At 71.4% G+C, this 25,633-nt stretch carries 27 protein-coding genes and 1 pseudogene; 9 read left to right on the top strand and 19 right to left on the bottom strand.

What is annotated here, in order from left to right; all coding sequences use genetic code 11:
* Position 1: 1 nt before the first annotated feature.
* The 7 genes from ABKA17_RS07520 to ABKA17_RS07490 form a co-directional block, all read right to left on the bottom strand.
* A complete protein-coding gene (locus ABKA17_RS07520; RefSeq protein ID WP_353691095.1) occupies positions 2-1,585 on the bottom strand; it encodes an oligosaccharide flippase family protein in 1,584 nt (527 codons plus the stop codon).
* The gene (locus tag ABKA17_RS07515; RefSeq protein ID WP_353691094.1) at positions 1,548-2,441 is read right to left on the bottom strand and encodes a YveK family protein; all 894 of its coding nucleotides are present in this window, start codon (positions 2,439-2,441) and stop codon (positions 1,548-1,550) included. The genes ABKA17_RS07520 and ABKA17_RS07515 overlap by 38 nt, the downstream gene beginning before the upstream one ends.
* A 51-nt stretch (positions 2,442-2,492) precedes the next feature.
* Positions 2,493-3,626, bottom strand: a complete 1,134-nt coding sequence (gene wecB / locus ABKA17_RS07510; protein WP_353691093.1) for a non-hydrolyzing UDP-N-acetylglucosamine 2-epimerase — start codon at positions 3,624-3,626, stop codon at positions 2,493-2,495.
* A gap of 3 nt (positions 3,627-3,629) precedes the next feature.
* Positions 3,630-4,889: a nucleotide sugar dehydrogenase gene (locus ABKA17_RS07505; RefSeq protein WP_353691092.1), complete on the bottom strand. Its 1,260-nt coding sequence runs from the start codon at positions 4,887-4,889 to the stop codon at positions 3,630-3,632.
* A complete protein-coding gene (locus tag ABKA17_RS07500; protein ID WP_353691091.1) occupies positions 4,889-5,659 on the bottom strand; it encodes a WecB/TagA/CpsF family glycosyltransferase in 771 nt (256 codons plus the stop codon). Before ABKA17_RS07500 ends, ABKA17_RS07505 begins: the two co-directional genes overlap by 1 nt.
* Positions 5,656-6,828, bottom strand: a complete 1,173-nt coding sequence (locus tag ABKA17_RS07495; RefSeq protein WP_353691090.1) for a hypothetical protein — start codon at positions 6,826-6,828, stop codon at positions 5,656-5,658. Before ABKA17_RS07495 ends, ABKA17_RS07500 begins: the two co-directional genes overlap by 4 nt.
* A gap of 262 nt (positions 6,829-7,090) precedes the next feature.
* On the bottom strand, positions 7,091-7,690 hold the full coding sequence (locus tag ABKA17_RS07490; protein ID WP_353691089.1) for an acyltransferase: 600 nt from the start codon (positions 7,688-7,690) through the stop codon (positions 7,091-7,093).
* A gap of 259 nt (positions 7,691-7,949) precedes the next feature.
* On the opposite strand from ABKA17_RS07490, the pseudogene ABKA17_RS07485 reads away from it, so the two are divergent.
* Positions 7,950-8,177: pseudogene (locus ABKA17_RS07485) on the top strand (ATP-binding cassette domain-containing protein); the annotation flags it as partial.
* Positions 8,178-8,396: 219 nt separating this feature from the next.
* Here the strand turns inward: ABKA17_RS07485 and ABKA17_RS07480 are convergent.
* From ABKA17_RS07480 to ABKA17_RS07470, 3 genes are read right to left on the bottom strand one after another with little or no spacing between them, the layout of a single operon-like run.
* The gene (locus tag ABKA17_RS07480; RefSeq protein WP_353691088.1) at positions 8,397-9,275 is read right to left on the bottom strand and encodes a metal ABC transporter permease; all 879 of its coding nucleotides are present in this window, start codon (positions 9,273-9,275) and stop codon (positions 8,397-8,399) included.
* Entirely contained in the window at positions 9,272-10,123 is an 852-nt protein-coding gene (locus ABKA17_RS07475) for a metal ABC transporter ATP-binding protein (protein WP_353691087.1), read from the bottom strand. Before ABKA17_RS07475 ends, ABKA17_RS07480 begins: the two co-directional genes overlap by 4 nt.
* On the bottom strand, positions 10,120-11,055 hold the full coding sequence (locus tag ABKA17_RS07470; protein ID WP_353691086.1) for a metal ABC transporter solute-binding protein, Zn/Mn family: 936 nt from the start codon (positions 11,053-11,055) through the stop codon (positions 10,120-10,122). Before ABKA17_RS07470 ends, ABKA17_RS07475 begins: the two co-directional genes overlap by 4 nt.
* A 236-nt stretch (positions 11,056-11,291) precedes the next feature.
* On the opposite strand from ABKA17_RS07470, the gene nicT reads away from it, so the two are divergent.
* Entirely contained in the window at positions 11,292-12,404 is a 1,113-nt protein-coding gene (gene nicT, locus ABKA17_RS07465; RefSeq protein ID WP_353691085.1) for a Nickel transporter NicT, read from the top strand.
* A gap of 40 nt (positions 12,405-12,444) precedes the next feature.
* On the opposite strand, the gene ABKA17_RS07460 is transcribed toward nicT, so the two are convergent.
* On the bottom strand, positions 12,445-13,008 hold the full coding sequence (locus ABKA17_RS07460; protein ID WP_353691084.1) for a hemerythrin domain-containing protein: 564 nt from the start codon (positions 13,006-13,008) through the stop codon (positions 12,445-12,447).
* Positions 13,009-13,163: 155 nt separating this feature from the next.
* On the opposite strand from ABKA17_RS07460, the gene ABKA17_RS07455 reads away from it, so the two are divergent.
* The 3 genes from ABKA17_RS07455 (at position 13,164) to ABKA17_RS07445 (ending at position 16,557) form a co-directional block, all read left to right on the top strand.
* On the top strand, positions 13,164-15,560 hold the full coding sequence (locus ABKA17_RS07455; protein ID WP_353691083.1) for a molybdopterin oxidoreductase family protein: 2,397 nt from the start codon (positions 13,164-13,166) through the stop codon (positions 15,558-15,560).
* Entirely contained in the window at positions 15,557-16,048 is a 492-nt protein-coding gene (locus ABKA17_RS07450) for a hypothetical protein (protein WP_353691082.1), read from the top strand. The genes ABKA17_RS07455 and ABKA17_RS07450 overlap by 4 nt, the downstream gene beginning before the upstream one ends.
* Positions 16,049-16,158: 110 nt before the next feature.
* Complete coding sequence (locus ABKA17_RS07445) at positions 16,159-16,557, top strand: SseB family protein (protein WP_353691081.1); 399 nt, start codon at positions 16,159-16,161, stop codon at positions 16,555-16,557.
* Between the two features lie 61 nt (positions 16,558-16,618).
* On the opposite strand, the gene ABKA17_RS07440 is transcribed toward ABKA17_RS07445, so the two are convergent.
* From ABKA17_RS07440 to ABKA17_RS07415, 6 genes are all read right to left on the bottom strand, one after another.
* A complete protein-coding gene (locus tag ABKA17_RS07440; protein ID WP_353691080.1) occupies positions 16,619-17,077 on the bottom strand; it encodes a DUF6098 family protein in 459 nt (152 codons plus the stop codon).
* A 29-nt stretch (positions 17,078-17,106) separates the two neighbouring features.
* Positions 17,107-18,633, bottom strand: a complete 1,527-nt coding sequence (locus ABKA17_RS07435) for an FAD-dependent oxidoreductase (RefSeq protein ID WP_353691079.1) — start codon at positions 18,631-18,633, stop codon at positions 17,107-17,109.
* Between the two features lie 65 nt (positions 18,634-18,698).
* A complete protein-coding gene (locus ABKA17_RS07430; protein WP_353691078.1) occupies positions 18,699-19,268 on the bottom strand; it encodes a hemerythrin domain-containing protein in 570 nt (189 codons plus the stop codon).
* 1 nt (position 19,269) lies between these two features.
* Positions 19,270-20,472 (bottom strand): hypothetical protein, encoded by a 1,203-nt coding sequence (locus tag ABKA17_RS07425; protein ID WP_353691077.1) that lies wholly within the window; start codon positions 20,470-20,472, stop codon positions 19,270-19,272.
* Between the two features lie 339 nt (positions 20,473-20,811).
* The gene (locus ABKA17_RS07420) at positions 20,812-21,366 is read right to left on the bottom strand and encodes a hypothetical protein (protein WP_353691076.1); all 555 of its coding nucleotides are present in this window, start codon (positions 21,364-21,366) and stop codon (positions 20,812-20,814) included.
* A gap of 74 nt (positions 21,367-21,440) precedes the next feature.
* Positions 21,441-21,638: a hypothetical protein gene (locus tag ABKA17_RS07415; RefSeq protein WP_353691075.1), complete on the bottom strand. Its 198-nt coding sequence runs from the start codon at positions 21,636-21,638 to the stop codon at positions 21,441-21,443.
* A gap of 301 nt (positions 21,639-21,939) precedes the next feature.
* On the opposite strand from ABKA17_RS07415, the gene ABKA17_RS07410 reads away from it, so the two are divergent.
* Positions 21,940-22,623, top strand: coding sequence for a HemK2/MTQ2 family protein methyltransferase (locus ABKA17_RS07410; RefSeq protein WP_353691074.1), 684 nt, complete (start codon positions 21,940-21,942; stop codon positions 22,621-22,623).
* A gap of 85 nt (positions 22,624-22,708) precedes the next feature.
* On the opposite strand, the gene ABKA17_RS07405 is transcribed toward ABKA17_RS07410, so the two are convergent.
* The gene (locus ABKA17_RS07405; RefSeq protein WP_353691073.1) at positions 22,709-22,933 is read right to left on the bottom strand and encodes a DUF6480 family protein; all 225 of its coding nucleotides are present in this window, start codon (positions 22,931-22,933) and stop codon (positions 22,709-22,711) included.
* A gap of 136 nt (positions 22,934-23,069) precedes the next feature.
* Here ABKA17_RS07405 and ABKA17_RS07400 point away from each other — a divergent pair, with 136 nt between their 5' ends.
* Positions 23,070-24,128 carry a DNA topoisomerase IB gene (locus ABKA17_RS07400; protein ID WP_353691072.1) on the top strand — a complete coding sequence of 353 codons (1,059 nt, stop codon included), beginning with the start codon at positions 23,070-23,072 and terminating at the stop codon, positions 24,126-24,128.
* 12 nt (positions 24,129-24,140) lie between these two features.
* A complete protein-coding gene (locus ABKA17_RS07395) occupies positions 24,141-24,629 on the top strand; it encodes an SRPBCC family protein (protein ID WP_353691071.1) in 489 nt (162 codons plus the stop codon).
* A 72-nt stretch (positions 24,630-24,701) separates the two neighbouring features.
* Here the strand turns inward: ABKA17_RS07395 and ABKA17_RS07390 are convergent, their stop codons facing one another.
* The gene (locus ABKA17_RS07390; protein ID WP_353691070.1) at positions 24,702-25,010 is read right to left on the bottom strand and encodes a DUF3040 domain-containing protein; all 309 of its coding nucleotides are present in this window, start codon (positions 25,008-25,010) and stop codon (positions 24,702-24,704) included.
* Positions 25,011-25,121: 111 nt separating this feature from the next.
* Between ABKA17_RS07390 and ABKA17_RS07385 the strand changes: the two genes are divergently transcribed.
* Complete coding sequence (locus tag ABKA17_RS07385; protein ID WP_353691069.1) at positions 25,122-25,625, top strand: hypothetical protein; 504 nt, start codon at positions 25,122-25,124, stop codon at positions 25,623-25,625.
* The last annotated feature ends 8 nt before the right edge of the window (positions 25,626-25,633 follow it).

Raw genomic sequence — 25,633 nt, 5'->3', positions numbered from 1 at the left:
GTTACCTCACGTCCTGTTGGGTGGACCGGGCCGGTGTGGCCGCCCGGTGCCGGCCTCGGTGGGGCCGGTCGCCGCGGTCGACGCCGCGCAGGAAGTCGCGGCTGGGCAGTACGCACACCGTGTAGCCGGCCAGTGCGAGCGTGCAGATGGCGAGGAGCGCGAGCCGGCTGTCGCCGAACCGGGGCTCCAGGAAGAGGATGATCGCCGCCATCACGGCCCCGCCGAGGAAGGGCCACGCGCAGGCCCTGGCGATCCTGCCGACGCCGATGCCGCCGCGCCCGAGGGCGAACAGGAACACCGGCACCACCAGGCCGCCGGCGACCAGGACATGGGCCTGGGAGACGCCCACGATGCCGTTCAGATGGGAGGCGGCCAGCAGGACCGGGACCAGCGCCACCAGCCACAGGCCCTGCACCAGGAACAGCGAGCGGCGCTGGCCGAGCGCGACCAGGCAGTCGTAGGCGAGTTCGGCGCCGATGCGGATCAGGCCGAGGGCCATCAGCCAGGGCAGCGCGGCGGCGGCCGGGCCCCACCGGTCCCCGTAGATCAGCTGGATGACCGGGAGCGCCAGGCCGCCCAGCAGGACGCAGATCGGGACGGTGACGGTGATCAGTACGCCCAGGGCGCGGCTGAAGCCCTGGGCGAGCGCCTCCGGCGACCCGGCCAGCCGGGAGAAGCCGGCGAAGGACACCCGGCGGGCGGCCTCGGAGATGATCCTGACCGGCCAGCCGGAGATGTTGAAGGCGAGCACGTAGAACCCCAGCGCCACGTTGCCCAGCGTCGCGCCGACCACCATCGTGTCGACGTTGACCACCGCGAGGGCCAGCATGCTCGCGCCCGCCAGCGGCAGCCCGAACCGCAGCAGCGCCCGGGCCTGTTCGGGGTTCCAGCCGTACTTCAGGGTGCCCGGGGCCGCCAGGGCGCACCCGACGAGCGTCACGACGTTGCCCGCCACCGCCCCCCAGGCGAAGCTCATCGCGCCCCAGCCCTGGAAGGCCAGCAGCAGCGTCAGCGAGGTGGCGACCACAAAGTTCAGCCCGTCGATGACCATCCGCTTGCCCTGGGCGAACTCACGGGTGAGGAAGTGACCGGGGACCTGTGCGATGCCGTCGATCAGCACACACAGGCACATCACCCGCAGTACGCCCGCGGCGTCCGGCGAGCCGAGCAGACCGGCCACCGTCGGCGCCGCCGCGAACAGCACCACGTACAGCAGACCGCTGGAGAGGGTACTCATCGTCAGCACGGTCGGCGCGAACCGTCGCGGGTCCCCCTCCCAACGCACGATGGCCAGGCCCACGCCCAGCTCGTTCGCGGACAGCAGGACCAGCAGCACGGTCTGGGCGATGCCGTACACGCCCCATTCCGCGGGACCCAGGGCGAAGCGGGCCAGCACGATGCCGGTCGCGAAGTTGCCCAGGCGCAGGACGACGGTGTTGATCAGGCTCCACCGGGCCGCCGAACGGACCTTTCGGCCGAGGGCGGGAGGCGCGTCGGGCGCGGGGTGGGGTGGTGCGGGAGCGGGAGGAGCGGGAGAGTCGCCCGTCTCACCGGTCTCGCTGCCCGGTGCGGGGGCGGTGTCCATGAGTCGACTCCTCGTCGAGGGGCTCGGCTGCGGACGCCACGGCCATGACGGGCCGTGGCGCTTCGGGCTCGGCGGCCGGACCGTCGTCGCGGGACCGCGTCCAGCTGGGCGGGCGCCGGATGGCGAGCGTCTCCTCCACGATCCGTTCCCCGGCCGGGGGAGCGGGAGCGGGAGCGGCCGGGTCCTGCTCCGACTCCGACTCCTGCTCCGCCTCGGAGTCGGACTCCGACTGCGGCTTCGGCTCGGCCGTGGGCCTGCGGGACCTCTTGCGGGCCTCCACGTAGAAGACGGCGATCATGGTGAGCACGAAGCCGCCGCCGCCCGCCATGATCATGTACTCGAGCCGCGTCTTGGTCTGTGCCACCGGCGTCTGCGGGGAGACGATCGTGGTCATCCGGATCATGGCGTTCTCGGCGACCGACTGCTGCTCCTGGAACTCCCTCAGCCGCTCCTTGGCGTACGCCGTCAGGATGCGGTCCGAGGCCAGCGTCGACTTCTTGTCGGTGCCGGTGACGGTGAGCCAGAGCAGTGGCCCCTGCGCGTTGTCGGCGAGCTTGGCCTCGAACGTGCCGGTGGCGCCACGGGACTTGAGCTCCCGGACGGAGACATCGGAGTTGAGGTTGCGGGCCAGGTTGTCCGCCATGCCGGTGAGCGAGGTCTGGGTGCTCAGGAACGGGTTGCCGTCGTAGGCCTCGGTGGCCTTGCGGGAGTTGAGCAGATTGACCGTGCTCTGCGACTGGTAGGTGACCGGAACCACCGCGGTGACGGCGAACGTCAGGCCCGCGGCCAGCAAGAGTCCGGGCAGCAGGACGTACCAACGCCTGCGCATGACCCGGAAGATCTCAGCGAGATCCAAGACGGTCCCCCCTAGCGACCAGATGTTCGATGAGCATATGTTGCAAGCGGATCATATGGGGAGCGCTCGGTCGCCGGGTCTCGGCTGGTCGGTGGGTCTGGGCCGGGTGCTCGCGGTGCCCCCTCGCAGCAGGACGTCGGCGATGCGCTCGCTCGCCCGGCCGTCCCACAGTTCGGGCCGGCGCGGCGCGGGCGGATCGGCCAGCACCCGGTGCACGGTGGACACGATGCGCGCCGGATCCCGGCCGGCCAGCACATTGGTGCCCTGGTCGACGGTGATGGGCCGCTCGGTGTTGTCCCGCAGGGTCACACAGGGCACGCCCAGCGCGGTGGTCTCCTCCTGGACACCGCCCGAGTCGGTCAGCACCACGCGGGCGGCGTCCTGAAGGGCGATGAAGTCGAGGTATCCGGCGGGCGGTACGAGCCTGATGCCACCGGGGACGCCGATCTCCGCGAGCCGCTGTGACGCACGTGGGTGCACGGGCAGCACGAGCGGGCAGTGGCCGGCGATCTCGCCCAGCGCCTTGAGGAGCCCGGCGAGGGTCTCGGGGTCGTCCACGTTGGCGGGGCGGTGCAGGGTGACCAGGCCGAACTCGCCTCTGGACAGGCCGTATCGGCCGAGGACGTCCGAGGCCCTGGCGCGGTCCAGGTTGGCCAGCAGCGTGTCGATCATGACGTTGCCGACCAGGTGGATCTGGTCCTCCCGGTACCCCTCCGCGCGCAGGTTCTCCACGGCGTCGGGCGAGGGGGCCAGCAGATAGTCGCTGACCCGGTCGGTGGCGACCCGGTTGACCTCCTCCGGCATGGCCCAGTCGCGGCTGCGCAGACCGGCCTCGACATGGGCCAGGAGCGGTCCGGCCTTGGCGGTGACCAGGGCGCAGGCCAGCGTGGAGTTGATGTCGCCGACCACCACGACGAGGTCCGGGGCCACCTCTTGGAGAAGCGGCTCGAAGGCGGCCATCACGCGTCCGGTCTGCTCGGCGTGGGTGCCGGAGCCGACGCCGAGGAAGCGGTCGGGCGGGCGGATGCCGAGGTCGGCGAAGAACACGTCGTTCATCGCCGGGTCGTAGTGCTGACCGGTGTGGACCAGGAGCACCTCGGCGCCCCGGCGTTCCAGTGCGTCCATCACCGGTTTGATCTTCATGTAGTTGGGGCGTGCCCCGGCGACGCAGAGGATGCGCGGCATGGTTCAGAGCACCTCGATCGTGGGTCCCGCCGGCAGCCGGCGACGGCAGTCCAGGACGAAGGGGGCGTGTTCGGCGACGAGTTCGTAGTCGAAGTTGTCGTGGTCGGTGAGCAGCACCACCAGATCCGCGGAGGCCAGCTCCTGCTCGGTCGGCTCGACCCGCACCAGCCGGTTGTCCACCGGCAGGCTCTCCACCACATGTGGGTCCGCCGCCCTGACCTGGGCCCCCATGTCCAGCAGCAGCTGGGAGATACGCAGGGCGGGCGACTCCCGGGCGTCGCCGGTGTTCTTCTTGTACGCCAGCCCGAGCAGCAGCACGCGCGAGCCGTTCACGGAACGGCGGCGGGCGTTGAACAGGTCGCTGACGCGGCGCGCTACGTAGTCGGGCATGTGGTTGTTGATGTCGTTGGCCAGCTCCACGAACCGGAAGCTCTGGCCGAGTTCACGCTGCACCCGCCAGGACAGGTACGAGGGGTCGATCGGCAGGCAGTGGCCGCCGACCCCCGGTCCGGGCGTGAACTTCATGAAGCCGAAGGGCTTGCTGGAGGCGGCCTCGATGGCCTGCCAGACGTCGATGTCGAGGTGGTGGGCGAACATCGCGATCTCGTTGACCAGCGCGATGTTCACGTGCCGGAAGGTGTTCTCCAGGAGCTTGGCGAGTTCGGCCTCCTTGGGCGAGCTCACCGGCACGGTGGTGTCGACGAGTCGGCCGTAGAAGTCCTGGACGGCCTTCAGGGACGCGGCGTCGACGCCGGAGACGACCTTCGGGGTCTCCTTGAAGCCCCAGACCGTGTTGCCGGGGTCGATGCGCTCCGGGCTGTAGCCGAGGTGGAAGTCGGCGCCCGCGGTCAGGCCCGAGCCGTCCTCCAGGATCGGCGCGAACAGCTCCTGGGTGGTGCCGGGGTAGGTGGTCGACTCCAGGACCACGGTGGCCCCGGGCCGCAGATACCGGGCGAGCGTGACCGCCGACTCCCGGATGTAGCGCAGGTCGGGCGTGCCCTCGTGCAGCGGGGTCGGGACGGTCACGACGGCGACGTCGAACCCGCCGCAGTCCCGGGCCGCGTCGCTCGGGCGGTAGCTGCCGTCGTCCAGCGCCGCGCGGATCCGCTCGGAGGAGACGTCCTCGACGAAGGACTCGCCCGCGGCCAGGCTCTTGATCCGCCGGGTGTCGACGTCGTAGCCGATCACCTCGTGTCCGACCTCGGCGGCGCGGACGGCCAGCGGCAGACCGACGTATCCCTGTCCCACCACGACGACACGCATCAGTGACTCCTGTTCGCGGAAGCGGTCTGCGGGGTGAGGCGGATGAACTCGCGTGCCGTCATCAGGGCGAAGGCGGCGTTGGTGGTGAGATAGCGCCGGCCGAGGCGGCGCGGCTCCTGGAGCGCGCGGTAGAGCCACTCGAGCCCCATCCGCTGCCAGGCGGCGGGGGCCCGCTTGGTGACCCCGGCGAGGATGTCGAAGGAGCCGCCGACGCCGTGCACGACCCGGGCGCCGGTGCGCGCGCCGTAGGCGGCGGTGAAGATCTCCTTCTTCGGCGAGGTCATGCCGAGGAAGAGCAACTGGGCGCCGCTGTGGGCGATCGCGTCCGCGACGGAGGCCTGCTCGGAGTCGTCGAAGTAGCCGTGGCGGCTGCCGGCGACCTTCAGACCGGGGAAGCGGTCGGCCACCCGGCGCTCCATCTCGGCCAGCGCCTCCGGCTTGGCGCCGAGGAAGTACACCGACAGGCCCGCCGACTCCGCCTCCGCCAGCAGCCGTACGAACAGGTCGATTCCGGCGACCCGCTCCGGCAGCGGGGCGCGCAGCACCCGGCCGGCCCAGACCACGGCCTGTCCGTCGGCGACGACGAGATCGCAGCCGGCCACCGCCTGGGCGAGCCGGGGGTCGCGCCGCATGTTCACCAGCTTCGCGGCGTTGACCACGCCGATCTCCAACTGGCGCCCGTCGTGCACCGCTTCGAGGCAGTGCCGCACGGTCTCGTCCATGGTCAGCGGGTCCAGCTCGACCCCGAACAGGGTCCGGCGCTCGCTCATATCCGGCCCCCCTGCCAGGCGTAGAGCATCCAGCCGAACTCGTACGGCCGGCATTCGCGGTCCACCGACAGCGGGCGGTAGACCCGGTCCAGGGACTTCAGCCGGAGGTTCGGGGCGAGGCGGGTACCGAGGCCCCGGGCGGCGCGGACGGCCTTCTTCGGGTCGCCCCGGTAGACCTTGCGCCACGTGGCGCCGAGCTCGTCGAGGATCAACGGCTCCTGGCGCTCGGTGTGTCCGGCCAGTTCCGGCACCTCCGTCATCCAGCGCAGACCCTTGCGGATCGACGCGCCGAAGTCGCTGCCGCCGGCGTCGGTGAGGTCGAACAGGGCGGTCGGCGCCATCGCGTGCTGGTGAACGCTGTAGACGGGGTAGCCCTCCACGACCCCACCGGTGCGCGCGTCGTAGTGCCACCACCACTGCCCGCCGTCGCCCTGGAGCTCGCAGATGCGTGCCGCGCACGCCTCGGACGCGGCCAGCGCCTCCGGGTCGCCGCCCTGGTCGTCGCTGGCGTGCGCGCGGGCCAGGGCCTGGAGCGGGTACGTCTGGTCGGCGAAGCAGCTCACATGCGACCGGTACCAGGGCACCAGGCCCGGTCCGGTGGCGTGCGGGAAGAGCGGGCTGTCTCCGATACGGGCCCGCAGCAGCCGGTCGCGAGCTGCGCTGAAACGTCTCTCCACATCGACCGTGCCGCGCGCCGCCGCGAGGGCGGAGAGCACCCAGGCAGCCTCGACGGTGTACTGCGGCCTGCCCTCCACGTCGAGCGCCTCGACCCGCTCGAGGGCGTCGGACAGCTTGGGGTGCGCGGTCTCGGCGGCGGCCCAGGCGATGAGCGCCGCGTCACCGAGGTTGGTCACCGCGGGCAGCGACTCGATCAGCAGACCCGTGAACTCCTGGGCGCTGCGCCCCGCGAGCACCGCGCGCTGCCGGTCCTCGGGGAGGAACTCGACGCCCAGCGCGGTGATGGCCGCGTACCGGGTGCTGGTCCCGCGTCGTTCCAACGTCCAGGAACCGCTCGGGGCTTTGCTTCCGGACATGGTGAAGGAGAAGGCCTCACCACCCGGGAGCAACATCGCCGGCAGCCCCAACTCGGCTACGGACAGCAGCCGTTGGGCGAGCGAGAGCAGCGGCGGTTCCTCATGGCCGAGGGCCGCCAGACGTGTGGTGGTCATCTTCTGGGCACACCAACCCCCCTGTGGGTCCTGTTTTGCGCAGACTGGAGATCGCCGCGGCGTGGTCGGCCGTACGGCGGGGAAAGGGCAGACGTCAGGCGCAGGAGTGGTCTTGGCTCCTGGCAGCAGGCATAGGTGTTCCCACCCCCGTAACCCCCCTGGGCACTACCGGTTCGTGTGCTCATTGTGCTTGGTCTGCACAGATCGCACACACGTTATGGCTATAGATGTTCGAGGATTTGCGTTTTTAGGGGAACGGGAGTCAAACGCGGGGGAAGAGTTCGCCGTCCTTCTCGTCGTAGCGCTCGCCGGTCTCGGGGCACTCCCAGCCGCCCGGCTCGCCCTCCCGCTCCACCAGCCGCACGCCGGCCCTGCCGACCCAGCCGATCCGGCGCGCCGGGACTCCGGCCACGAGCGCGAAGTCGGGCACGTCCCGGGTCACCACGGCGCCCGCCGCGACGAGGGCCCAGCGGCCGATGCGGACCGGGGCCACACACACCGAACGGGCTCCGATGGACGCCCCCTCCGCGACCACGACGGCCACGGCTTCCCAATCGCCACCGCGCTTCAACTTGCCCTGCGGGTCCACGGACCGGGGGAAGTGGTCGTTGGTGAAGACCGCCGCGGGGCCCACGAACACCCCGTCGCCCAGCACCGCGGGTTCGTAGACCAACGCGTAGTTCTGGAGCTTGACGTTGTCGCCGATCCGCACCCCCGGACCGACGTACGCCCCCCGGCCCACGATGCATCCGCTGCCCAGCGTCGCGTCCTCCCGCACCTGGGCCAGGTCCCAGACCGTCGTCCCGTCGCCGATCGTGGCCGTCTCGTCGACCTGGGCGGTCGGCTGGATCCTGGAGCTCATCAGGCTGAACCTTTCTTCCTGTGTTGCCGGGGACCCGGACAACGGGAGTGGCGCCTTCACGGGATCACCATACTTACGCCGAACTCGCCGAAGAAGGCCGTTGGATCATCCTCCGGGCTGACCCGCCACTGGTACCGCGGTACCAGTCGCGGTCGGAAGTGGCCTCCGCGGACCCAGAGACCGGCACCGGGGCGTGCCTGGCTCGATGAAAGGAGATGCCACGGGCCCGCCGTGGCGGAGGCGACGCGAAAGACGGCCGATGATCGAAGTGCGCGAACTGACCGAACGATACGGGGACAAGAAGGCCGTCGACGGGCTGAGCTTCACCGTCAAGCCCGGCGAGGTCACCGGATTCCTCGGCCCCGACGGCGCCGGGAAGTCCACGACCATGCGCATGATCATCGGCCTGGACGCGCCGACGAGCGGCACGGCCACGATCGGCGGCCGCCGGTACGCGCAACACTCCGCGCCGCTCCAGGAGATCGGCCATCGTCCCGCCCATCTCCGGCACGGTGGAGGCCCCCTCGCGCGACGCCTGGGGCGGCCCGAGGCCGTCTCCTCCCCGGAACAGCCACGGCCACGGCGGAATCACTGGCGACGCTCGTGGTCAACGGCCTGCTGGGGACCGGCACTTCGGGGCGGTCCTGAGTGATGGCCGAAGGGGCGGTCCGCGAGGACCGCCCCTGATATGAGTCCGCTCCGACGCCTAGGCCGCCGGGATCGTCCCGCGCGCTTCCCATCGCCGTACGCGTTGCCGGCCCGCCGCACGGCAGACGACGTAGATCGTGAACGACACGGTGGTGACGTATGGGCTGATCGGGATGGAGCCGCCCAGCGCGAGCAGGATGCCGCCCTCGATGGAGAGCACGGCGAACAGCACGCTGAGCGCCGGGAGCAGTACCGGGGACGCCGTGACGCGGGCGGCGGCCGCGGCCGGGGTGACGACCAGGCTCAGGACCAGCAGCGCCCCGACGACCTGCACCGACAGGGCGACCGCGAGCCCCAGCACGAGCATGAACGCGAACGACAGACCGCGCACCGGCACCCCGCGCGCCTCGGCGACGTCCGGGTCGGCGCTGGCGAAGGACAGCGGCCGCCACATGACCGCCAGCGCCACCACGACCAGCGCCGAGGTGCCCAGCAGCCAGGCCATCTGCGGGGTGTCCACGGCGACGATCTGCCCGGTCAGCAGGCCGAACTTGTTGGCCGCGCGGCCCTTGTAGAGGGCGAGGAAGAGCACGCCGAGGCCGAGACCGAACGGCATGATGATGCCGATCACCGAGTTGCGGTCCCGCGCCCGCGAGCCCAGCACCCCGATCGTGCCCGCCGCGAGCAGCGAACCGAGGATCGAGCCCGCCACGATGTTCGCGTCCAGCAGCAGCGCCGCCGACGCCCCCGCGAAGGACAACTCGCTGATGCCGTGCACCGCGAAGGGCAGGTCGCGCATCATCACGAAGACCCCGGCGAGGCCGCCGACCAGGCCGAGCGCGGCGCCCGCGACGAGCGAGTTGCGGACCAGGGCGAGGAGTTCGCCGTAGTTGTCGAAGCTGAAGATCTGCTGCCAGACCCCGTCGGCGAGAGTCATGAGCGCACCTCCTCGGGCTGCGGGGCGTGATGAGGCGGTGCGACCGTCTCGTCGGGGGCGCCCACGACCACGACCCGCCCCTGGACACGCACGACGTCGACCCGCGTGCCGTACAGCTCCGACAGGGACGCGGAGGTCAGGACCTCCTCCGGCGGACCGACCCGGTGACCGGCCCGCGCCAGGTACAGCACCCGGTCCACCAGGCCGAGCACGGGGTTGATCTCATGGGTCACGAAGACCACGGCCGTGCCGTGCGAACGGCGGCGGGCGTCGACGAGTTCGGTGACCGCTCGCTGGTGGTGCAGATCGAGGGAGAGCAGCGGCTCGTCGCACAGCAGGAGCCGCGGATCGGTCGCCAACGCCTGTCCGATGCGCACCCGTTGGCGCTCCCCGCCGGACAACATGCCGAGCGGGACGTCCGCGTACGCCGACGCCCCGACCGACTCGAGGATCTCGTCCACCCGTCGGCGCACACCGCCGGTGCGCAACCGCGGTCCGAAGCGGTGCCCGTCGATGCCGAAGCGCACGAGGTCGCGGGCGCGCAGCATGGCCTGCGCCGACAACTCCGCCTGCTGAGGCACGTATCCGATCTCCCGTGCGGCCTCCTTCGGTGCGCGGCCCAGCACCGTCAGACTCCCGGCGGACAGCGGCTGCCGGCCCAGCAGAGCGCGTACGAAGCTGGTCTTGCCGGCTCCGTTCGGCCCGAGCACGGCCACGAACTCCCCTGGCCGCACGTCGAGTTCGAGGTCCCGCCAGACGATCCGTTCGCCGTACGACAGGGCGGCGCCGCGCAGGCTGACGACCGCGCCGCTGCCGCCCTGGGCCGGGATCCGGACCGGACCCGTCACTTGTCCAGCGCGCTCGCGAGCGCGTCGACGTTGGAGGTCATCCAGCCGAGGTAGTCCTTGCCGCTCGGCAGGGTCTCGGTCACCGGTACGACGGGGATGCCGGCCGCCTTGGCCGCGGCCTCGGCCTTCTCGGTCTGCGGGCCGGAGGTCTGCGCGTTGTAGACCAGCGCCTGGACCTTCTTGCCGGAGAACAGCGCCAGCGCGGCCTGGAGGACCTTGGGGGAGACGTCGCTGCCCTCCTCGATGGCCTCGCTGAACTCCGCGGGCGTCGCGTTCGTCAGACCGCTCGCCTCGATCATGTACAGCGGCACCGGCTCGGTGATGGCCACCGCCTCGCCGCCGTGCGCCTTCTTGATCTGCGCTTCCTTGGCCTCCAGCGGCTTCAGCTTCGCCTTGAACGTCTCGGCGTTCTTGGTGAACGTGGCCGCGTTCGCCGGGTCGGCCTTGCCGAGGGCGGCGGCGACACTGTCGGCGATCTTGGCGACGGTCGGGAAGTCGTACCAGACGTGCTCGTTGAGCTCACCGCCCTTCGGGGCGGTCTTCCCGGAGATCTTGACGGCGTTGACGACCTCGGCGGAGGAGTTTCCGCTCTTCAGCATCCGGTCGACGAAGTCGTCGTAGCCGCCGCCGTTCTCGACGACGACCTTCGCCTTCGACAGGGCCAGCTGGTTCTGGGTGTTGGCCTCGTAGGAGTGCGGGTCCTGGTCCGGGTCGCTGATGATCGAGGTGACGTCGACCTTCGCGCCGCCTATCTGACCGACGATGTCGCCGTAGACGTTCGTCGAGGCCACGACCGGTATCGCGGAGGCGGCGGCCGGGCTCGGCGAGGCGCTCCCGTCGCTGTCGGAGTCCGACGAGCCGCAGCCGGCCAGCAGGGCCAGCGAGGCGCCGGCGACGAGGGCGGCCAGGCGCCGGGACGGGGGCGTGGGCATGGATCCTCCACGAGAGGGTGGAACAAGGGGACGCGCACCACGCTAGATGAAAATGAATGTCAGAAGTATGGCCGAATCCGTTCCATGTGAAAACCATTGCCAATACTTGACGTCTGCGCTGGTCGAAACGTGGCAGGGCCTTTACCGCTGACTTGTTGTACCTGCGAGTCATGCGCAGAAGGCTCGGTGGTGCGGCCGAAGACGGCCGCTGTCCGACGAGTGAGGCCCGCACCCCCATGAGCACCGCGCACCGCATCCGCACCTCCATGACCCGGAAGGAGTGGGCGAGTCTCGGCGGCATGGCCGCGTTCATCCTGGCGCTGCACGTCATCGGCTGGTTCACGCTGGTGGTGATCGTCGCCCCGGAGCACTACAGCCTCGGCGCGAAGAGCTTCGGGATCGGTATCGGTGCCACCGCCTACACCCTCGGGATGCGGCACGCCTTCGACGCCGACCACATCGCCGCGATCGACAACACCACCCGGAAGCTGATGAGCGAGGGCAAGCGGCCGCTGTCCGTGGGCTTCTGGTTCTCCCTCGGGCACTCCAGCATCGTCTTCGCGCTCGCGTTCCTGCTCTCGCTCGGGGTGAAGGCGCTGGCCGGACCGGTCGCGGACGACGACTCCACGCTGCACAGCGTCACCGGCTGGATCGGCACCACCGTCTCCGGGACCTTCCTGTACCTCATCGCGATCATCAACATCGTGATCATGGCCGGTATCTGGAAGGTCTTCCGGCAGATGCGCACCGGCCACTTCGACGAGGCCGCGCTGGAGGAGCAGCTCAACAACCGGGGCTTCATGAACCGGCTGCTGGGCCGGCTGATGAAGTCGATCACCGAGCCGTGGCAGATGTACCCCCTGGGCCTCCTGTTCGGCCTCGGCTTCGACACGGCGACCGAGATCGCGCTGCTCGTGCTGGCCGGCTCGGGCGCCGCGTCCGGGCTGCCCTGGTACGCGATCCTGTGCCTGCCGGTCCTGTTCGCGGCCGGCATGTCCCTGCTGGACACGATCGACGGCTCGTTCATGAACTTCGCCTACGGCTGGGCGTTCTCCAAGCCGGTCCGCAAGGTCTACTACAACCTCACCATCACCGGCCTGTCCGTCGCCGTCGCGCTCCTCATCGGCACGGTCGAACTCCTCGGCCTGATCGCCGACCAGGCCCACCTGCACGGCCCGTTCTGGAACTGGGTCTCCGGCCTCGACCTCAACATCATCGGCTACGTCGTCGTAGCACTGTTCTTCGCCACGTGGGCGGTGGCCTGGCTGGTGTGGAAGGTCGGCCGCATCGAGGAGAAGTGGACAGCGGGCCTGGCCGGGTCCGCCGTCGCCGCGCCCGAGAAGAGCTGACTCACCCAGGGGTGGACGAGCGGGCGCGCGGCGGGACGGGTCAGTCCTTCTTGCCGCGGCCCGTGAGCGTGTCGCGGAGGCGGTCGACCATGCCGACGCCCGGCGCCAGGAGTTTGTTGGCCGGGGGTGTGCTCGGCGTGGACGGGTGGGGGCGGGTGGGGGCGAGCTTCTTGGCCTGGCGGACCTTGTCGCCCAGGGTGTCGAGGGCTTCGGGGGGACAGGACGCCCGGAGCTTGGGGAAGAGGTTCTGCTCCTCGTCGGCCACATGGGAGCGGATCTCGGTCATCAGCGTCGCCATGATCCGGTCGAACTCGGGATCGTCGGCGTCGCAGCCCTCCAGGTCCTTCATGAGCCGCTCGGCCCGGGAGTGGTCCTCGATCTCCTGGTCGGCCAGCGCGTCCCCGCCCGCCACGTGCTCGCGCACGGCCGGATACAGATAGGCCTCCTCGGCCACGGAGTGCCGGACCAGTTCCATCGTGACCTGGTCGGCGTACACCTTGCGGTCCTTGTCGCCGGACGCGAGACCGTCGATCCGGCCGAAGAGCTCCTCGACCTCGCGATGATCGGTCATCAGCTCGTCGATGACGTTCCCACCGTGACCCATGTCCTCCACCTCCCTGGTGCGGCGGCCCGGACGGCCCCGCCGCGGTCCCGAGTGCCCCGGACCGGGCGGGCCCACACGGCGACCCGCGCAAGGCGGTCGCAGCGGGGTACTCGCCGAAGCAGCCCGCTCGCACATGGACAGCTGGAGGTGACACGGTGGCCGACGACCGTGACCGAACCAAGGACATCTGGGGAGCCCGCACCCCCTACGACCCCGGCACCCCCTGGCCCTCCCGCACCGACACACACCTGGCCCCCGGCCTCGCCGAGGACGACGTCGAACGATGGGTGCCGTCCGCGTCGCTGCTGCACTCCAACGGCGACGCCATGGACATCGCCGTGCGCGACGGGCGGATCGTGGGCGTGCGAGGGCGGGCCGCGGACCGCGTCAACCGCGGTCGGCTCGGCCCGAAGGACCTGTACGGGTGGCAGGCGAACGGCTCCCCCGACCGGCTGACCCGCCCCCTGGTCCGCCGGGACGGGCGTCTGGTGGAGTGCGACTGGGACACCGCGATGGACGAGGTCGTGGGCCGCTCACGGGAGCTGCTGGAGCAGCGCGGCCCGGGAGCCCTCGGCTTCTACACCACCGGACAGCTGTTCCTGGAGGAGTACTACACGCTGGCCGTCCTCGCCCGCGCCGGTATCGGTACCAACCACCTGGACGGCAACACCCGGCTGTGCACGGCCACCGCCGCCGAGGCGCTCAAGCAGACCTTCGGCTGCGACGGCCAGCCCGGCTCGTACGAGGACATCGACCACGCCGACGTGATCGCCCTGTTCGGGCACAACATGGCGGAGACCCAGACCGTGCTGTGGGCACGGGTACTGGACCGGCTCGCCGGGACCCGGCCGCCCCGCCTGGTGTGCGTGGACCCCCGGCACACCCCGGTGGCCCGGCATGCCGAGGTGCATCTCGCGCCCCGGCCCGGCACGAACGTCGCCCTGCTCGACGCACTGCTGCACGAGATCATCCGCCGGGACCTCGTCGACCGCGACTACATCGAGGCGAACACCGTCGGCTTCGACGAACTGGCGGCCATGGTCGAGCCGTGCACGCCACGCTGGGCGGCCGGGATCTGTGACGTACCGGCGGCCACCATCGAGCGCGCGGCGGACCTCCTCGGCACCGCCGAGCGGCTGACCTCCACCGTCCTCCAGGGCGTCTACCAGTCGCACCAGGCCACCGCGGCCGCCGTCCAGGTGAACAACCTGCACCTGATCCGCGGCATGCTCGGCAGCCCCGGCCGCGGGCTGCTCCAGATGAACGGCCAGCCCAGCGCGGAGAACACCCGGGAGTGCGGCGCGGACGGCGACCTGCCGGGGTTCCGCAACTGGCAGAACGACACACACGTCGCCGACCTGGCGAAGGTGTGGAACGTACGCCCGCAGGACATCCCGCACCACGCCCCGCCGACTCACGCGATGCAGATCTTCCGCTACGCCGAGCAGGGCTCGATCCGGCTGCTCTGGATCACCGGCACCAACCCGGCCGTGTCGCTGCCGGAGCTGTCCCGGATCCGTTCCGTCCTCTCCCAGGAGCGGCTGTTCGTGGTCGTCCAGGACCTGTTCCTGACCGAGACGGCCCAGCTGGCCGACGTGGTGCTGCCCGCGGCGACCTGGGGCGAGAAGACGGGCGTCCTCACCAACGCAGACCGGACCGTGCATCTGTCGGAGAAGGCCGTGGAGCCGCCGGGCGAGGCCCGCGCCGACCTCGACATCTTCCTCGACTACGCCGCCCGCATGGACTTCCGGGACAAGGACGGCGGCCCGCTGATCACCTGGCACGACCCGGAAACGGCGTTCGCGGCCTGGCGGCGGTGCAGCGCGGGACGCCCCTGCGACTACACCGGCCTGGACCACGACCGGCTGCGCGAGGAAGGCGGCATCCAGTGGCCCTGCACCGAGGAGACGCCCGGCGGCACACAGCGCCTCTACACCGACGGCATCTCCTTCGCCGACGCCGACACCTGCGAGAGCTACGGCAAGGACCTGGTCACCGGGGCGTCCGTCGAGCCCGTGGAGTACCGCTCGCTCAACCCGCACGGCAAGGCGGTCCTCAAGGCGGCGGAGTATCTGCCACCCCACGAGGACGTCTCCCCGGACTACCCCCTCCAGCTCATCACCGGACGGACCGTCCACCACTTCCACACCCGCACCAAGACCGGCCGCGCCCCCGAGCTGAACGCCGCCGCCCCCGAGGTCTGGGCGGAGATGTCACCCACCGAGGCCGCCCGGCAGGGCCTCAGCGACGGCGACCTGGTCCAGGTCGGCACCCCGCGCGGAGCGGTGCGCGCCCGGCTGCGGGCCACCGCCATGCGCGACGGAGTGGTCTTCCTGCCGTTCCACTACGGCTACTGGGACACCCCCGAAGGCCACCGGCCCCCGGACGGGAGCGCCGGCCGCGCCGCCAACGAGGCCACGGTCACCGACTGGGACCCGGTCTCCAAGCAGCCCCTGTTCAAGACGTGCGCGGCGCGCGTCACCCTCGTCGCCCGCCGCACCGCACCGACGGTCCGGGAACGGACCGGCGCCGACGTCGGGAGCCGGACATGAGCGGCATCGCCCTCACCCTGCGCGCGCTGCACGACGGCGAACGGGCCCTGGAGAAGGACCTCCTGGCCACCGCCGAACGGCACCGCGGTGACCACGAGGTCCACCACGTCGCGGGCGACCTCGCCCGTTGGTCGCGTGAGCACAGCACCCGGCTCGCCGAGCTGGGCCGTCACCACGACGTCGACCTCGACGGCCCGGCCGACGACCCCTCACCCGGCGCTCTCGCCGGTCTGCGGGAGAAGGCCGCCGAGGCCCTCGGCCGACGCCCCGAGGCCGGCCTGCTGCTCCTGTACGACCTGCGCGACCTGCACCTGGCCGCCGCTCGCAACTCCCTGTACTGGGAGATGCTCGCCCAGACCGCACAGGCCACCCACGACGAACGGCTCCTCGCCCTGGTCACGGACTGCCACCCGCAGACACTGCGGCAGATGCGCTGGACCAACACCCTGATCAAGGAACTCTCGCCGCAGCTCCTCACCAGTGCCTAGGCGCTCCGCGGGAAGTGCGGTGTGCGGGTTGTTGAGGCCCCGGGGCGCGGGTACTCGGTGGCCTCCGGCACCGTCCGGCGGCCGGGCCCATCACGGCGACGGGAAGAACCATGACCGAGCCCTCTCCCGAGAACGCCGCCTCCGCGGCCCAGCAGGCCCTGCGTACCGTCGTCGCCCACGGCCCGGACGAGGCGGCGCTGAGCACGCTCGCCGGCGCCGAGGTACTGGTTCCCGCGGTGCTCAACGGGGAGGGGCCGGGCCCGAAGGCCCTGAGCCTGCCCGTGTACGAACAGGAGGACGGCACCGAGCTGGTGCCGGTCTTCACCACCCGAGCCCGGATGGAACGGGCGCTACCGCAGATCCGGCGGCACCGCAGCGTGGTGCTCGGCGCCCTCGCGCATGACTGGCCCGAGGAGGACCTGACGCTCGTCATCGACGCCGGCACCCCCGAGCAGCTGGCGCTCACGGCTCAGGGCGTGAAGGAGCTCCTCGACCGCGACGCTGAATGACGCGGTGCGCTGACGCCGGGGCACGTCACCGCGCCGGGCCAGGTCACCGCGCCGGCGGGGCTCATCGGCCGTGGTGGCCGGGGCGTCGCATCGGGCCCCACGGCCCCTCCTGGTCGATCACCGCGGTCTCCGCCTCCTCGATGACCTTCTCGTCGATCCAGCCGATCGGCTCGACGTCCTGGACCAGCGGCTCGTTGTCGGGGCCGCGCCCCTCCTCGCGCCCGTGGAGCACCCACGGGCGCACCCCCTCACCCCTCTCCCGCGGCAGGTGGGAGTAGTCGTACAGCCGCCGGGCCACCCACAGCTCGACGGGCCGCCCCTGCCACCAGGGCTCGACGGCGAGCGGGTTGGCGGACAGGCCGGACATACGGATGCCGGTCAGTCCGTCGCGGCTCTCGCTCAGCTCCCGGTCGGCCTCGGGACCGCGTGACCAGCGCACGTAGAGGTGGGGGCCGCGCGCCATCAGTTCGGCGAGTTCACCGAGGGTGCGCAGCACGGGCAGCCGGTCGGGAGCGCTCATCAGGTCGTCACTTCCCTCTCGTGCGGGCGTCAGATGTCCCGCTTCTCCAGCGGCCGCAGGGCAGGTCCCTGGACGATGTCCCCGTCGGGGGTGAAGCGGGACCCGTGACAGGGGCACTCCCAGGCGCGTTCCGCCGAGTTGAAGGCGACCAGACAGCCCAGGTGCGTACAGCGGGCCGAGACGGCGTGCAGTTCTCCGTCCTCGTCGCGGTACACGGCACAGCGGTGTCCGCCGACCCGGACGACGGCGCCGTCGCCCCGCTCGATGTCGTCCACCGAGCCCCCCGCCACCGAGGTCAGCCGGTCCCCGACGAAGTGCCGGGCGACCTTGGCCTGGGTCTTGAGGAAGGTGGGGGCCTCCCCGACCACGGAGCGGATGCGCCGGGGGTCGTACAGATCGCTCCAGTCGGACTTCTGACCCGTGATCAGCCGCTCCAGAAGGCGGCCGGCCATGATGCCGCCGCTCATTCCCCAGCCGCCGAAGCCGGTGGCCACGTACGTGTGCCGGCTGCCCGGGTGGAGCGGGCCGACGAGCGGTACGGAGTCCGTGGAGTCGTTGTCCTGGGTGGCCCACTGGTGGGTGAAGGCGAGGTCGCCGAATTGTTCGCGCGCCCAGTCGGCGAGCCGGTCGAACCGGGCGTTCACATCGGCGGTGCCGGGGGTGAAGTGCTCGCCGGTGACGATCAGCAGCCGCTGTCCGTCCTGGTACGGGGCGGTCCGCACCGAGCGGGTGCCCTGCTCGGGCGTGATGAACATGCCGCCCGGATCGAGGCCGGCGGGGATCGGCGCGGTCAGGACGAGTTCCCGGCGCGGCGAGAGGCGGGTGAACAGCAGGGCCCGGTCGAAGACGGGGTAGTGCGTGGCGACCACGACGTCATCGGCCCGCACCCGGGCTCCGCCCTCGGTCCGCAGCGTGCAGGGCTCGCCCTCCTCCAGGCCCACGACCCGGGTCCGCTCATGGATGATGCCGCCCTGCCGGACCAGGTCCTCGGCGAGGGCTAGGAGGTACTTGCGCGGATGGAACTGGGCCTGCTCGGCGACCCGGACGGCGCCCGCGACCGGGAACGGCAGCCCGGTCTCGGTGACGTACTCGGCGGGCAGCCCCGCCTCGCGCGCGGCCTCCGCCTCGGCCTTCAGCTCCTGTGTCCCCGACGGCTCCTGGGCGTAGGTGAAGGACGCCGTGTCCTCCCAGTCGCAGTCGACGCCGAGCTGCTCCGCCACCTCGGCGGCTCGCCGGACCGCCTCCGTCTGGGACCGTGCGTAGAGTTTCGCGGTCTCGGGCCCGCGGGTGCGTCGCAGCCGTGCGTAGACCAGGGTGTGCAGGACGCTCAGTTTGGCGGTCGTGTGGCCGGTGACGCCGGCCGCGATCCGGTCCGCTTCCAGGACCGCGACCCGGCGGCCGGCGCGCGCCAGTTCCCAGGCCGTGCTCAGTCCCGCGATGCCCGCGCCGATGACGGCGACGTCGACCGTGAGGTCGGAGTCCAGGGGCGGGTGGAGGGCTCCTGGGGGTGCGGTTTCCATCCAGTACGACTGGTGATCCCCTGCGAGTGCGCTCATGGGGGCCGGGTTCCCCCGAGAGATCCCGGTGAAGCACCCGCCTTCTCAGCCGGTGCCGCGCCCGGTCAGCCGTCCTTGCCCAGCGCCTTGCGCACCGCGTCGCGGGTGCGGTCGACCAGGGCGGCGAGCGGCCCGAGGGTGAGATTCCCGGCCGCGGACTCGGTGCCCGGGTGGGGGTGGGTCGGAGCCATCGCCTCGGCCGCGCGCAGCGCCGTGGCCATGGCGGACAGGCGGGCCTGGTCGGCGTGCCGGCGGACGTGGATGAACTCGTAGCGCTCCTCGGCGCGGGCGTGCCGCATCACGTCCGTGCGCAGGGTCTGGAGCTCGGGCAGGAACTTCGGGTCGTCGGTGTCCATGCCGTCCAGCCGCGACAGCAGCTCCTTCGCCTCCCGTTCCTCGGCCAGCCGGTCGTCGACGATCCGTCCGCCGTCCGGTACCGAACCGCGGATGAAGGGGTGGATCACCTCCTCCTCGGCCGTCTCGTGCACGGCGAGCAGCCGCACCAGGTTCCGGAAGGCGGCCCGGCGCTCGTCCCCCACGGTCCGCTCGACCTCGTCGAAGAGGTTGCGGATGTCACCGTGCCGGCGCATCAACAGGGCGACGACGTCGGCGTCGCTCGCCGCGATCCCGGCCATGTCAGCTCCTCTCCCGGGAGGCGACGTCGGGGTGCTCGCCCTCGGTCTCGACGCGGTACTCGCGGCCGAACATCTCCCGGTGCCGGGCCATCACCCGCTCGCTGGGCGGCTCCTCGCCGCCGTGGATCCGCTCCTGCATCCTCTCGAAGCGCTCGTGCGCGTCGCGGACATAGCCGGCGCCCAGCGTGGTGAGGTCCATCTGGGTGTCGAGCACGCCGCGGACGAACTGCTTGTTCTCCTCGAAGGTCAGCACGTCGGGCAGTTCGGGGGCGAGGATCTCCTGCGGTTCGCGGCCGTCGTGGCGGCGCATCAACTCGCAGGCGATACGGAGGTGTTCGAGCTCCATGTTCAGATGCAGCTCCCAGATCGCCTTCACCTTGGGATCGGGCTCCTGCTCCATGAAGGAGTGGTAGAGGTAGCACTCGTTGTACTCGTGGGTGACGAGCTGCTCCCACCACGACTCGCCCGGGTCGACCAGCGACTCGTAGTGCGTGACGTGCTCCTCCTCGATCAGCCCGATCTCCTGGTAGAGCTGCCGCGCGATCGGCTCCATGTACTGGGGGCCGACGTTCATGTAGAAGTTCATGGTCTGCTGCTCCGCCGACATGATCGTCAGCGCGTGCAGCCGGGACAGCGGGTCGACGGTCGTGCGGTCGTAGGGATCGCGCACGTTGTCGGCCGGGTGGCGGTGGTGGAACTTGGTGGGGCGGCCCGGCATGACCTCGGTCAGCCCGTCGACGACCGACTCGGCCTTGCGGTGCTCGATCATCTCGTAGAGGTTGGAGTACCGGTACAGGTGGTCGAAGTCCTCCAGGACGCCGAACTCGTACGCCTGCCTCAGATACGGGTCGGGCTCGTGACGGGCGATCCAGCCGGTGAGGTCCACCGCGACCTGCTCGTAGGAGATGGTGGTCTCCAGTACCGAGGAGAGGCCGGGCAGCAGCCAGTTGACGGCCTTCTGCTGCTGTTGCTCGATGTAACGGACCTCCGCCAGCTGCCGCTTGACGTCCGGGTCGGGGCAGTGCCGGGCGAACTGGTGGCTGAAGAGGATCGCTTCGACCTCGATGCCGTTCATGGCGATCACGCGGCACTTGGTGTACGGGTCGCCGTGATCGGGGTCGACGGGTTCGACGTCGAGCTCGCGCCAGTTGCGCAACTGGCGGTCGAGTGGGATGCCTTGGTGTTCGAGCGGGTTGAAGCCCATGAGAGTCTCCTCGGCTGACGGCCGGATCCGGGCCGGCGTCGGGTGCCCGTCGCTGCCGGGCACAACCTGCGAGGACGGCGGGTACCGGGTGGAACCGGCCATAGGGCACATCGGTGCGGGGACCTGCCCCGGGTGGCCGGTACCTGGTGAGGACGGTCGGGTGGGGGAGTGCCTCGCTCCGGCGCGGCGGCCGTCAGGTCGGGGCTCGGGCAAGCGGAGCTTCCGCTCTCCCGAACGTGCCTCCAGGGCGGGCGAGTTACTCGGTCGCCAGGCCGAGGCGAGCCGTGTCCGGCGAGCCGCCGGACAATGGCCGGATCGACGTCGGCCCCGGCTCGGCGGTCACGGGGCGGCGTGGGGCGGCGCGGACCGGGGGCGCAGCACCCGGAACACCTGGACGACGGCCCTGGCGTGCAGGGAGTCCAGCGTCGTGATCTGCTCCTCCGCCCTCCGCAGCAGCCGTTCGAGCTGATCGGCGTCCAGACGGGCCTCCTGCGCCGACACGGAGAGCAGGGCACGCCACAACGCCGCCTTGCCCAGTGCCCCCAGCCGCAGGGCCTCCAGTTCGACCAGCACGCTGAGACCGGAGCGACGCAGCAGTCGGCCGTTGGGTTTCATCCGCCCGATCCGCTCGGCCAGCCACGCCGCGACCACCTTGTGACGCCGCGCGGGGACGCCGAGGTCGGCCAGCAGCCCCAGCAGGGCCTGACGGTCCTCGGAGATCTCCGCCGCGAGTTTCCCCAGCTTGCCGCCGTACGCCGTTCTGCGGTGCTCGTGCACCATGCGTCGGGCGAGTTCCGTACCGGTCGTCGCGCCGGCCAGATGATCGTTGAGGTAGATGCCCAGCATTCTGTGCCGTGCCGGACCGTCGGACGACTTCCGTGTCGGCACGTTCATAATGTCCCTTCCCCGGGGCCGGTTTGCTCGAAGGCGGCTCCGTCTTCACGCCGCCGCAGTACCCGCCGGTCCGGTCACGGACCGGACCAGCCGCTCTTCCACTCCTCGCTCGCCTCCGCGTCCGTCTCCTCGTCCTCCTGGTCCGTGTCCTCGCCCTCCGCCTGCGACGGGGTGGTCCGGGGCACGTCCCGGGCATCGGAGGACGGCGGCTCGTCGTTCGACGAGGTCTGCGGCTGTTCGCCCTCCGCCTGGGACGGGGTCTGCTCGCTCATGTCGGCCTCACTGTCGGATGGTTCGGTGTCGAGCACCCGGATGGATGCCGCGGGTATCCCGCGGGTCTCAGGCCCCGTTCCGGGCCGGGGACCGCAGCCAGGCGGTGTTCGTCCGGACGGCCGGGTACCCCTGGCCGGGCGCGCTCACTCGGGGCCCGGCGCGATCGTCGTCGTGACCCGGGTGAGCGCGGAAGCCTCCGGGTAACGGCCGCGAAAGAAGGGTGCCGCGATTGGATCACCGGGTCCGGGGCACCCAGAGTGACGGCAGAGGCAGCGCGGGGGCGACGAACGGAGATCACCGATGGTGTCGGAGACGCTGATGCCGGCCCCGCCGGCGCTGTTGCTGACCCCGCCGGGCGTGTACGCCCCGCAATGGGACACCGGGCTGCTGATGCGGGCCCTGGGCCGGGAGGACATCGACAACGCGACCGAGGTACTGGATCTCGGGACCGGCAGCGGCGCGGTCGCCGTGCAGGCGGCGCGGCTGGGCGCCCGGGTGACCGCGGTGGACGTCTCACGGCTCGCCGTGTTCACCGCGCGCGTCAACGCGCTGCTGGCCGGCCGGCGGGTCCGCGTCCGGCGCGGCGACCTCACGACGGCCGTCGCGGGACGGTCGTACGACCTGGTGGTCAGCAACCCGCCCTACGTGCCCTCGCCCGCGGCCCGGCTGCCGCGCCGGGGTGCGGCCCGGGCCTGGGAGGCGGGCGCCGACGGCCGGGCGTTCGTGGACCGGATCTGCGAGGCGGCCCCCACCGTGCTGCGCCCGGGCGGGGTGCTGCTGATCGTGCACTCCGGCCTGTGCGGGACGGACGCCACGCTGCGGCGGCTGAGGGACCGGGGCCTGAGCGCCTCGGTCACCGAACGCGCCGCCGTGCCGTACGGCCCCGTGCTGCGTTCCCGGCGGGCGTGGCTGGTACGGCAGGGGCTGTCCGGCACCGACGACCACCAGGAGGAACTGGTCGTCGTCCGCGCCGCACGGCCATGAGGAAGGGTCCGGCGGCCACGGTCGGAAGCGGCCCCCGGAGGTAAGTGCCCCCCGGAGGTTTCAGGTCACCAGCCGTACCCGGAGCTCAGAGGTTCAGTTCCACCAGCATGGCGATCAGCCCGACCGCGACCAGCGCCACGATCAGCGCGATCACGGTCAGGGGCATGGCCCCCCAGCCTTTGCCGCGCAGTTCCGGCGGCTCCGGATGGGAGATGCCGGAGATGCCCGTCTCCGCGGGCGGGGTCTCGCCGGGCGGCACACCGCCACCCGGTACCGGATTCCGTCGCGGTCCCTGATCAGGGCTCGACATGACACACGCTCCTTCCCTCCGGCGAAGAGCGGTCCGTCGGCCGCGCACCGCCGTCGGGCCCCGGGTACCCGTCCCGCGGGCTGCACCACCGGGATCCGGGTAATCGGGGGAGGAGGGTGTTCTTGAGGAGGCGGGGATGCGGCTCCACCACAGCCGGCCCACCGAGCCGGGATATCACCGTCGGCGGCACGGACGCGGCTTTAGCTACCTCGACGCCGACGGACAGCCCGTACGGGATCAGGTCGAGCTCGCCCGGATCCGGGACCTGGTGATTCCGCCGGCCTGGCAGGACGTGTGGATCTGCACCCGGGCCAACGGGCACCTCCAGGCCGTCGGCACCGATGCCGCCGGACGCCGCCAGTACCTGTACCACCCGCGGTTCCGCGCCGAGCAGGAGCAGGCCAAGCACGAGCACGTGCTGGACCTCGCCGAGACGCTCCCCGCCGTCCGGGACGTCGTCGAGGAGCATCTGCGTGACCACGGGCTGACCCGCCGCCGGGTCCTCGCCACCGCCGTACGCCTGCTCGACCTCGGCTTCTTCCGGATCGGCAGCGACCGCTACACCGAACTGAACAACAGCTACGGCCTGACCACGCTGCTGCGCGAGCACTCCCGCTGCCGGGCCGGGGCCGTCCTGTTCAGCTACTCCGGGAAGGCCGGCCGGGAGATCGCCCAGACCGTCGTGGATCCCGCCGCCTGCCGCAGCCTCACCTCGCTGCTGCGGCGCCGGGGCGGCGGCGACCGGCTCCTGGCCTACTGGGAGGGGCGCGCCTGGCACGACGTGAACGGCGACGACGTCAACGCCTACCTCAAGGAGGTGGCCGGACTCGACGTCTCCGCCAAGGACTTCCGGACCTGGCACGCCACGGTCATGGCCGCCGTGGCCCTGGCCGTCTCGGAGCCCGTCGCACGCAGCGAGAGCGCCCGCCGCCGTGCGATCTCCCGCGCGGTGCGGGAGGTGGCCGAGTACCTCGGCAACACACCGGCGGTCTGCCGGGCCTCGTACATCAATCCCCGGGTGATCGAGCTCTACGAGGAGGGCGTGACCGTCGCCGCGGCCCTGCCCCACCTCGGCGAGGAGGGCGTGTACGGCATCCCCGCCACCCAGGGCCCCGGCGAACGGGCCGTTCTTCACATGCTCCGGAAGTCTTCGCGTGGCGCCGACCGGGTACCCGGCGCGGACCACAAGCAGTGAGGAGGACGACTGATGAGCACGGTCAAGGAATCGGTGGACGTCGAGGTCCCCGTCCACACCGCCTACAACCAGTGGACGCAGTTCGAGGAGTTCCCGCGGTTCATGGAAGGTGTCGAGGAGGTGCGGCAGCTCGACGACAAGCACAACCACTGGACGACCAAGATCGGTGGTGTGCGGCGCGAGTTCGACACCGAGATCGTCGACCAGCTGCCGGACGACCGGATCACCTGGCGGGTCGTCGAGGGTGACGTCCAGCAGCGCGGGACCGTCCGGTTCCAGCGGCTGGACGACACGCACACGCGCGTGGAGCTCACCATGGACGTCGAGCCCGGGGGTGTCGCCGAGAAGAGCGCGGACATGCTCGGTGTGCTCGACCGCCGGGTCAAGGGCGACATGCGCCGCTTCAAGGACTACATCGAGCACCGGGGCGGCGAGACGGGCGCCTGGCGGGGCCGCATCCGGCCCGACGAGCCCGGCACACCCGGCACCCCCCTCGTCTGAGCTTTTCCCGAGCCAGGCGGGCCTGAGCGCCCCGGGCGGTTCCGCGTACGCGCGGTCCGCCCGGGGCGGGCGTCAGCGCTCGGCACGCGGCCTGGACCAGCGGCACACCAGACGGAAGCCCTGGAGCAGGGTCACCGGCCACAGGGCGGCGAAGGCCAGGAGCACCGCGGGATCCCAGCTGCCCATGCCCACCACTGCGAGGAAGACCGAGGCCGCCCCCAGGAGCCCCACAGAGAGGGCCAGCCACGGGTCGCGCCCCCGCGTACCCGCTGTCCTTCCCGGCGGCCTGTCCGTGCGGCGGTCGCGCCGCATCTCGGTCTCGATGTGCTTGAGGACGAGACGGTCCCGGATCGACAACCGGGCATCGGCACCATCACGCATGGCGGCCTCCTGGGTCGTGCGAGGTGGCCCACGAGTACCCGGCCGCCGACAGGGCGAACCAGGGCGCCCCCACCGGCACGGGCCGCGCCACGGACCTGACACCATGATCCGGTGTTCGATTTCGGTGTCGAGGGATACGAGCCGCGGTGGCTGCGGAGCCGCGACGCGGTCGAGCGGGCGCACGGGCCGCGCCTGAGGGCCCTGGCCGGGCGGGTGCTGACGAGGACCTGGACGGTCTGGGATCTGCGGGACGACGAGTGGTTCGCCGACTGCCCGGTGCTGTTCGACTTCGATGGCGAGCGGGTCGAGGTCAACCACGGGAAGCTGGACGAGGTCTCCCTCACCTGGAACTCGATCGACCCCGGCCGCCCGGTCCACTGGCCCGGCTTCGACCTGGAGTGGCGTTTTGACCCCCTGCCCGGACTGGCAGCCCTGCGAGGTCAGGCCCTGGAGCGTGCCGAACTCCTCGTGTGGAGCGGCAAGGACGCCGCCGAGGGGAACGTGGACGTGAGTTTCGTCTTCCCGGACGCCCGGGTGAGTGTCTTCAACGCCCTGGACGAGAACGGACTCGCCTTCGGCCCACCGCGCTTGACGGGGTGTGCCGTCAAGCGGTGAGGTGGGGT

This window comes from Streptomyces sp. RG80, from assembly GCF_040446465.1.
Taxonomy (GTDB): Bacteria; Actinomycetota; Actinomycetes; order Streptomycetales; family Streptomycetaceae; genus Streptomyces.
This window is presented reverse-complemented; position numbering and strand designations above follow the sequence as displayed.

Coding starts and splice junctions, on each gene's coding strand:
- ABKA17_RS07435 (WP_353691079.1), bottom strand. CDS start 18,633: ATGAGCGCACTCGCAGGGGATCACCAGTCGTACTGGATGGAAACCGCA.
- ABKA17_RS07500 (WP_353691091.1), bottom strand. CDS start 5,659: ATGAGCGAGCGCCGGACCCTGTTCGGGGTCGAGCTGGACCCGCTGACC.
- ABKA17_RS07495 (WP_353691090.1), bottom strand. CDS start 6,828: ATGACCACCACACGTCTGGCGGCCCTCGGCCATGAGGAACCGCCGCTG.
- ABKA17_RS07430 (WP_353691078.1), bottom strand. CDS start 19,268: ATGGCCGGGATCGCGGCGAGCGACGCCGACGTCGTCGCCCTGTTGATG.
- ABKA17_RS07505 (WP_353691092.1), bottom strand. CDS start 4,889: ATGCGTGTCGTCGTGGTGGGACAGGGATACGTCGGTCTGCCGCTGGCC.
- ABKA17_RS07400 (WP_353691072.1), top strand. CDS start 23,070: ATGCGGCTCCACCACAGCCGGCCCACCGAGCCGGGATATCACCGTCGG.
- ABKA17_RS07490 (WP_353691089.1), bottom strand. CDS start 7,690: ATGAGCTCCAGGATCCAGCCGACCGCCCAGGTCGACGAGACGGCCACG.
- nicT (WP_353691085.1), top strand. CDS start 11,292: ATGAGCACCGCGCACCGCATCCGCACCTCCATGACCCGGAAGGAGTGG.
- ABKA17_RS07405 (WP_353691073.1), bottom strand. CDS start 22,933: ATGTCGAGCCCTGATCAGGGACCGCGACGGAATCCGGTACCGGGTGGC.
- ABKA17_RS07445 (WP_353691081.1), top strand. CDS start 16,159: ATGACCGAGCCCTCTCCCGAGAACGCCGCCTCCGCGGCCCAGCAGGCC.
- ABKA17_RS07470 (WP_353691086.1), bottom strand. CDS start 11,055: ATGCCCACGCCCCCGTCCCGGCGCCTGGCCGCCCTCGTCGCCGGCGCC.
- ABKA17_RS07395 (WP_353691071.1), top strand. CDS start 24,141: ATGAGCACGGTCAAGGAATCGGTGGACGTCGAGGTCCCCGTCCACACC.
- ABKA17_RS07410 (WP_353691074.1), top strand. CDS start 21,940: ATGGTGTCGGAGACGCTGATGCCGGCCCCGCCGGCGCTGTTGCTGACC.
- ABKA17_RS07415 (WP_353691075.1), bottom strand. CDS start 21,638: ATGAGCGAGCAGACCCCGTCCCAGGCGGAGGGCGAACAGCCGCAGACC.
- ABKA17_RS07420 (WP_353691076.1), bottom strand. CDS start 21,366: ATGAACGTGCCGACACGGAAGTCGTCCGACGGTCCGGCACGGCACAGA.
- ABKA17_RS07520 (WP_353691095.1), bottom strand. CDS start 1,585: ATGGACACCGCCCCCGCACCGGGCAGCGAGACCGGTGAGACGGGCGAC.
- ABKA17_RS07440 (WP_353691080.1), bottom strand. CDS start 17,077: ATGAGCGCTCCCGACCGGCTGCCCGTGCTGCGCACCCTCGGTGAACTC.
- ABKA17_RS07480 (WP_353691088.1), bottom strand. CDS start 9,275: ATGACTCTCGCCGACGGGGTCTGGCAGCAGATCTTCAGCTTCGACAAC.
- ABKA17_RS07425 (WP_353691077.1), bottom strand. CDS start 20,472: ATGGGCTTCAACCCGCTCGAACACCAAGGCATCCCACTCGACCGCCAG.
- ABKA17_RS07450 (WP_353691082.1), top strand. CDS start 15,557: ATGAGCGGCATCGCCCTCACCCTGCGCGCGCTGCACGACGGCGAACGG.
- ABKA17_RS07390 (WP_353691070.1), bottom strand. CDS start 25,010: ATGCGTGATGGTGCCGATGCCCGGTTGTCGATCCGGGACCGTCTCGTC.
- wecB (WP_353691093.1), bottom strand. CDS start 3,626: ATGCCGCGCATCCTCTGCGTCGCCGGGGCACGCCCCAACTACATGAAG.
- ABKA17_RS07460 (WP_353691084.1), bottom strand. CDS start 13,008: ATGGGTCACGGTGGGAACGTCATCGACGAGCTGATGACCGATCATCGC.